5 protein-coding genes and 2 pseudogenes are annotated in these 6753 nt (G+C 63.5%); 6 read left to right on the forward strand and 1 reads right to left on the reverse strand.

The window, feature by feature from the left end; genetic code table 11:
- The first annotated feature begins 80 nt into the window (after positions 1-80).
- The gene (locus tag QWL29_RS19490; RefSeq protein ID WP_305824537.1) at positions 81-1286 is read left to right on the forward strand and encodes a class I SAM-dependent methyltransferase; all 1206 of its coding nucleotides are present in this window, start codon (positions 81-83) and stop codon (positions 1284-1286) included.
- Between the two features lie 196 nt (positions 1287-1482).
- Here QWL29_RS19490 and msrA read toward each other — a convergent pair whose 3' ends face one another.
- On the reverse strand, positions 1483-2022 hold the full coding sequence (gene msrA, locus QWL29_RS19495) for a peptide-methionine (S)-S-oxide reductase MsrA (RefSeq protein ID WP_305824538.1): 540 nt from the start codon (positions 2020-2022) through the stop codon (positions 1483-1485).
- A gap of 133 nt (positions 2023-2155) precedes the next feature.
- Here msrA and QWL29_RS19500 point away from each other — a divergent pair, with 133 nt between their 5' ends.
- The 5 genes and pseudogenes from QWL29_RS19500 to QWL29_RS19520 all read left to right on the forward strand — a co-directional run.
- A complete protein-coding gene (locus QWL29_RS19500) occupies positions 2156-2659 on the forward strand; it encodes a flavin reductase family protein (protein WP_305824539.1) in 504 nt (167 codons plus the stop codon).
- A gap of 119 nt (positions 2660-2778) precedes the next feature.
- Positions 2779-3615 (forward strand): oxidoreductase, encoded by an 837-nt coding sequence (locus QWL29_RS19505; protein ID WP_305824540.1) that lies wholly within the window; start codon positions 2779-2781, stop codon positions 3613-3615.
- A 51-nt stretch (positions 3616-3666) separates the two neighbouring features.
- Entirely contained in the window at positions 3667-4599 is a 933-nt protein-coding gene (locus QWL29_RS19510) for an AraC family transcriptional regulator (RefSeq protein ID WP_305824541.1), read from the forward strand.
- A 124-nt stretch (positions 4600-4723) separates the two neighbouring features.
- Positions 4724-5782: pseudogene (locus QWL29_RS19515) on the forward strand (acyl-CoA dehydrogenase); the annotation flags it as partial.
- Positions 5781-6050: pseudogene (locus tag QWL29_RS19520) on the forward strand (acyl-CoA dehydrogenase family protein); the annotation flags it as partial. The pseudogenes QWL29_RS19515 and QWL29_RS19520, both read left to right, overlap by 2 nt.
- Between the last annotated feature and the right edge of the window lie 703 nt (positions 6051-6753).

Genomic DNA, 6753 nt, shown 5'->3' on the forward strand with positions numbered 1-6753 from the left:
TTTTACACAGCCCGCCCCACGGCGGCTCCGTCATGTCGTCAGCCGGCGCGCCACGCGCCGGCTCACCAGCAGGAGGGAACGTGTTCAACGAACTGAAACTCGGCGCCTGGAGCATGCGCATGCGCAGCAAGCTGTCGCTGCCCCTGCGTGTGGAACTGTGGAATGGCGAGCATGTCGACCTGTCGTCCGACCCGCCGCTGGTCACCATCCGCGTGCCCCGTCCCGCTTCGCTGCGCTACCTGCTGTCGCCGTCGCTGCACAAGCTCGGGCAAGCCTATGTCGAAGGCGCCCTCGAGATCAAGGGCCGGGCGGCCGACATGATCCGCGTCGCCAACGAACTGGCCGCCGCCACCGGCAAGCACGGCCGCCGCTTCGCCCACCCGCTGCGCCTGTTCTCGCCGCACACGCGGCGCAAGGATGCGGACGCGATCCGCTACCACTACGACGTCTCCAACGCCTTCTATCAATCCTGGCTCGATCCGAACATGGTGTATTCCTGCGCCTATTTCGAGACCGGCACGGAAGACCTGGCCACGGCGCAGGTGCGCAAGATCGACCATATCCTCGTCAAGATCGGCGTCAAGCCCGGGCACACCCTGCTCGACATCGGCTGCGGCTGGGGCGCGCTGGCGATTCGCGCCGCCGGCCATTTCGGTGCGCGCGTGCTCGGGGTCACGCTGTCGGAAAACCAGGCCGCGCTGGCGCGCGAGCGGGTGGCGGCGGCCGGGCTGGAGGGCCAGGTCGAGATCCGCCTGCAGGACTACCGCGACGTCAGCGGCCAGTTCGACCGCATCACCAGCGTCGGCATGTTCGAGCACGTGGGGGTGCAGCATTTGCCCGCGTATTTCGAGCGCATCAACACCTTGCTGGCGCCGGGCGGCGTGGCCATGAACCACGGCATTACCTCGACCGATGCCGAAGGCCGCGCAACGCCGTATGGCGGCGGTGAATTCATCGACCAGTACGTGTTCCCGCATGGCGAACTGGCGCATTTATCGGCGGTGATCAAGGCCATGCAGCAGGGAGGACTGGAAGTGCGCGACGTCGAAAACCTGCGCCGCCACTACGCCCGGACCTGCGCCGCCTGGACCGAGAATTTCGAGAACCACGCCGGCGAGATCGCGCGGCTGACCGACGGCAAGCGCTTCCGCATCTGGCACGTGTACCTGGCCGGCTGCGCCTACGCCTTTGCGCACGACTGGATCAGCCTGTACCAGATCGTGTGCGGCAAGGCGGGAGAAGACCCGGCGCAGATACCGTGGTCGAGGAAGTACATGTACGAATGAGCGTAACGGGTAGGGTGGGCACTCGTGCCCACGCGGCCTGACCTTGTGTGCCGAGGCGAATGCATTGTGGCCAGATCGCCAATGCCCCGGTACAGTCCGACGCCGACGTTTCGATTGATCAACGGTGCCATACCGCGTGGGCTCGAGAGCCCAGCGCGGCCCGGCCCACCCTACAAAAACCTTGCCCGCGTGGTCCTTATTTCATGAACTGCTGGAACGTCTTCCTGAACTTCGCCACCTTCGGCGCCACCACGAGCGCGCAATACCCCTGCATCGGGTGCTGGGCATAGTAATTCTGGTGGTACTCCTCGGCCTTGTACCAGGTTTCCTCAGGCAGCACCTGGGTCACGATCGGCGCATCCCACACGGCCGCCATTTCGGCCATCACCTGGCGCGCGGTCGCGTCCTGTTCGGCGTCTTGGGTAAAGATCACCGAGCGGTATTGCGGGCCAACGTCGTTGCCCTGGCGGTCCTGGGTGGTCGGATCGTGGATGGTGAAGAAGATCTGCAGGATGTCGCGGTAGCTGATCACCGACGGATCGAATTCCAGCCGCACCACCTCGGCGTGCCCGGTGGCCGCGCCGCACACCTGCTCGTAGGTCGGGTTCACCACATGGCCGCCCATGTAGCCCGATTCCACGCGCGTGACGCCGCGCACTTCCAGGTAAACGGCCTCGACGCACCAGAAGCATCCGCCGCCCAGGATCGCCACGCCGGCCGCTGTTTGCTCGCTCATCTCACACCTCGATATTGTTCGTGATGACTTTTACTGTAACGTAAAGCTCTACTTTGTGCAGGCGCAACATTGAGCCAAACGGCGTCGTTGGCTACGCGATGGCATAATGAGCATGCAACTTTCCAGGGTACCGATGAACACACGCTCTCCCCGCGCCGCCGAGCGCGGCTTCGATTCGACGCATTTCCGCCAGGCGCTGTCGCAGTTTGCGACCGGCGTGACCGTCATCACCACGCGCCTCGAGGATGGAAGCTTCCGCGGCCTGACCGCCAGTTCCTTCAATTCCGTATCGCTCGATCCGCCGCTGGTGCTGTGGAGCCTGGGCGCGGCGGCCAACAGCATGCCCGTCTTCAGCGGCAATTCGCACTACGTCATCAACGTGCTGGCGGCCGGCCAGGAAGACCTGGCGCTGCGCTTCTCGCGCCGCACCGAAGATCCGTTTGCCGGCGTCGAGTACGAGCTGTCGCGCACCGGCCAGCCGATCCTGAAGGGCGCCGTGGCCTGGTTCGAGTGCCACAACCGCAGCCGCTATCCCGAAGGCGACCACGTGATTTTTGTCGGCGAAGTCGAGGAATGCGCAGTCCAGCCGCAGCCGGCGCTGCTGTTCCACGGCGGTCGTTTCGGCGTCACCGGCTAGTCTGGTACGGCCTGCAGCTGGCGAGGATCGCGCCAGCTCCCTGGAGTTTCAGGCAAGCTGCCACACCCTCCGCGCCCTACCATTTCTCTTCCTCGCAACCACCACAAGGAAGAGACATCATGAGCAAAGTCTGGATGATCACGGGCGCCGGCCGCGGCATCGGCGCCGACATCGCACACGCAGCGCTGCAGGCCGGCGACAGGGTCGTGGCCACCGCCCGCAAGCTGGGCCAATTGCAGGACACCTTTGCCGGCATCGCCCCGGAACGCATCGCCCTCATCGAACTCGATGTCGCCAACGAAGCCCAGGCGGCGCCGGCGGTCGCCCAGGCCGTCGAACGCTTCGGCCGCATCGACGTGCTGGTGAATAACGCCGCCTACGGCCTGCTGGGCCGTTTGGAAGAAGTCTCGAATGCCGACATCGCCGAGCAGTTCGCCGTCAATGTGCACGGCGTGCTGCACATGCTGCGCGCCGTGCTGCCGACCATGCGGCGCCAGCGCGGCGGCCACATCATGAACATCAGCTCGATCGCCGGCATTACAGGCTTCGACGGCGCCTCGGTGTATTGCGCCAGCAAGTACGCCATCGAAGGCTTGACGGCCTCGCTGGCCCTCGAAGTGGCGCCATTCGGCATCCACGTCACGGCGGTCGAACCCGGCTTCTTCCGCACCGAATTCCTCGACCCGAGCTCGGTACGCTACGGCGCCACCGCCATCGACGACTACGCCGCCCACGGTTCGGTCGAACAGGCCTATGGCGCCTACAAGGGCAAGCAGCTGGGCGACCCGGTGAAGCTGGCGGCCACCGTGGTCAAGCTGGCTGCGATGGACGCGCCGCCGCGCCAGTTCCTGGCCGGCAGCGATGCCCTGGCCATGGCGAATACGGCGCTTGACGCGAGGCGAGAGGAAATGGCGGCCTTCGAGGCACTGACGGTCTCGACCGACCACGCCAGCTAAGCACAGGCCAGCATGGTGTATTCTTCAGCCACACAGTACGATGGATGCGCCATGAATGCGCCGACTTCCCCTCTCGACCCCGGTCTGGCCCGATTGGCCGCGCTGCTGGCCGCCAGCGCGCCGCAGGACGGCACGTTCGCCACCTGCATCCCTGGCGTGCATGCGGTGCGCGCCTCGAACGACAGCGCCGAGCTGGTGCACGGCCTGCACCGCCCCGCCCTGTGCATCGTCGCCCAGGGCGCCAAGACCGTGATGCTGGGCGACGAGTCCTACGACTACGACCCGTCGCGCATGCTGGTCTTTTCGCTCGATTTGCCGATCGCCGCCATGATCCGGCAAGCCAGCGTGGCCGCACCCTATCTGTCCTTCCGCTTCGACTTCGACCTGGAACGCCTGAGCGAACTGATTCTGAAGGCCTATCCCGACGGCGTGCCGCCCACGCGTGCGGGACGCGCCGTCTACGTGGCCCGGGCGAGCACCGAGATCCTCGACGCCGCCCTGCGCCTGATGGCGCTTGCCGCCCGGCCCGAGGATGCCGCCCTGCTCGCGCCGCTGGTGCAGGACGAGATCATGCTGCGCCTGCTGCGCGGCCCCTTCGGCGCGCGCCTGGCCCAGCTGGGGCGGATCGAGACCCACCGCATCGGCAAGGTGGTGGCCTGGATCCGGCAGCATTACGACCAGCCGATGCGCATCGACGATATGGCCGAGCTGGCGCACATGAGCGCATCCTCGCTGCACGGCCAGTTCAAGTCGCTCACTTCGATGAGCCCGCTGCAATTCCAGAAGACCCTGCGCCTGCAGGAAGCGCGGCGCCTGATGCTGGCGACTGGCATGGACGCGAACCTGGCCTGCCAGCGCGTCGGCTACCTCAGCGCCTCGCAGTTCAGCCGCGAATACGCGCGCCACTTCGGCACTGCGCCGACGCGCGACATGGTGCGCCTGCGCGATGCGGGGCTGACGGGCGCCGTCGCCTTTACCCAGTAGGCATCTGCGTCGGACGAAAATGAAAATGCCTGTCGCAGTTTGAAAAGATGTGTCAAGACGTCCTTCCTATAATGCCCTGACTCCGGCTTCCGCCCGGCCACAAGAACAGAGACAGGACCGCACCATGACCGCTTCCGCTTCGACCCGCAAGACCGCCTTCCACTGGGAGGACCCACTGCTGCTGAACAGCCAGCTCACCGACGAAGAGCGCATGGTACGCGACGCCGCCGCCGCCTACTGCCAGGACAAGCTGCAGCCGCGCATCCTCGAGGCCTTCCGCCACGAGACCATGGACACCTCGATCTTCCGCGAGATGGGTGAACTCGGCCTCTTGGGTCCGACCATCCCGGAACAATACGGCGGCCCGGGCATGAACTACGTCGCCTACGGCCTGATCGCGCGCGAAGTCGAGCGCGTCGATTCCGGCTACCGCTCGATGATGAGCGTGCAGTCCTCGCTGGTGATGGTGCCGATCTACGAGTTCGGCAACGAAGCGACCAAGCAGAAATACCTGCCGAAGCTGGCCACCGGCGAGTGGATCGGCTGCTTCGGCCTGACCGAGCCGAACCACGGCTCCGATCCGGGCTCGATGGTCACCCGTGCACGCAAGGTGGATGGCGGCTACGCGCTGACCGGCTCGAAGATGTGGATCACCAATTCGCCAGTGGCGGATGTGTTCGTGGTCTGGGCCAAGGACGACGAAGGCGCGATCCGTGGCTTCGTGCTGGAAAAAGGCATGGAAGGGCTGAGCGCGCCTGCAATCCACGGCAAGTTCGGCCTGCGTTCCTCGGTGACCGGCGAAATCGTGATGGACAACGTGTTCTGCCCGGAAGAAAACGCCTTCCCGGACGTACGCGGCCTGAAAGGTCCGTTCACCTGCCTGAACTCGGCGCGCTACGGTATCGCCTGGGGCGCACTGGGTGCGGCCGAAGCGTGCTGGCACACGGCGCGCCAGTACACCATGGACCGCAATCAGTTCGGCAAACCGCTGGCGGCGAACCAGCTGGTGCAGAAGAAGCTGGCCGACATGCAGACCGAGATCACGCTGGGCCTGCAAGGCTGCCTGCGCCTGGGCCGCATGAAGGATGAGGGAACGGCGGCGGTGGAGATTACTTCGATCATGAAGCGCAATTCCTGCGGCAAGTCGCTGGACATCGCCCGCACCGCGCGCGACATGCTNGGGCCTGCAAGGCTGCCTGCGCCTGGGCCGCATGAAGGATGAGGGAACGGCGGCGGTGGAGATTACTTCGATCATGAAGCGCAATTCCTGCGGCAAGTCGCTGGACATCGCCCGCACCGCGCGCGACATGCTGGGCGGGAATGGTATTTCGGATGAGTTCGGGATCATTCGCCACATGGTGAACCTGGAAGTGGTGAATACCTATGAAGGCACGCACGATATCCATGCGCTGATACTCGGCCGTGCGCAAACGGGAATTGCCGCGTTCTAAAGCGGCATGATGGCGGTGCCCGGCAATCGGATTGTCGATAAAGGATTGCCGGGTCTGCGCTTGCCTATTTATTCCTGGAACACACTACGCAGCGCGTCATCCTTATCGTAGCACTTGAGTACATGCGATAACGTAAATACAGCATTTTTAGAAATTAAAACTGCGCTCAACATTATTTCGTATTACCCATGCTTTCCAAGCTTCAAATCGGAAAACATTTATTATCCAGCCATACAGCCTATTGACGCGGATAGAGGCAGGCAAAGGGACGCGGCCTCGGCAAACCCGCATGGCGTGCAGGTTCCAGCTTTTCCGGGCAATTTTCGTCATCTTTATTCGGACACACGCGTGTCGTGTAACAGGGAATAAGGAAAATTAACGAATATGCCGATTGCATACACCCCATCTCATCCTATTCCGTCATATTTTTGCCTGATTCTGGCAACAGGTCTATGCCGCTTCGACAATAACATTCTCAGCAAATGTCCATGCCTTCCCATAGAAGATGGCGTATCAGATTGGCAACGAGATCGATTGCACATCCCGCACGGTAGCAAATTCGCCCATTACACTAATATTATGTGTAGAATAAATTAACTCTTAGCTAGTGTTCCACCTACCTACACGCGGAACATGAATCTCATCGACACCTCGGCATGGCTTTGTTGCACAAATCGGCCCATCAGCGGCCGAGGCGCAGCAC

This window comes from Massilia brevitalea (assembly GCF_030711405.1).
In the GTDB taxonomy this organism is placed as follows: domain Bacteria; phylum Pseudomonadota; class Gammaproteobacteria; order Burkholderiales; family Burkholderiaceae_D; genus Telluria; species Telluria brevitalea.

Excerpts from the sequence above, each read along its gene's own strand:
- msrA (WP_305824538.1), bottom strand. The coding sequence starts at position 2,022 with ATGAGCGAGCAAACAGCGGCCGGCGTGGCGATCCTGGGCGGCGGATGC.
- QWL29_RS19500 (WP_305824539.1), top strand. The coding sequence starts at position 2,156 with ATGAACACACGCTCTCCCCGCGCCGCCGAGCGCGGCTTCGATTCGACG.
- QWL29_RS19510 (WP_305824541.1), top strand. The coding sequence starts at position 3,667 with ATGAATGCGCCGACTTCCCCTCTCGACCCCGGTCTGGCCCGATTGGCC.
- QWL29_RS19505 (WP_305824540.1), top strand. The coding sequence starts at position 2,779 with ATGAGCAAAGTCTGGATGATCACGGGCGCCGGCCGCGGCATCGGCGCC.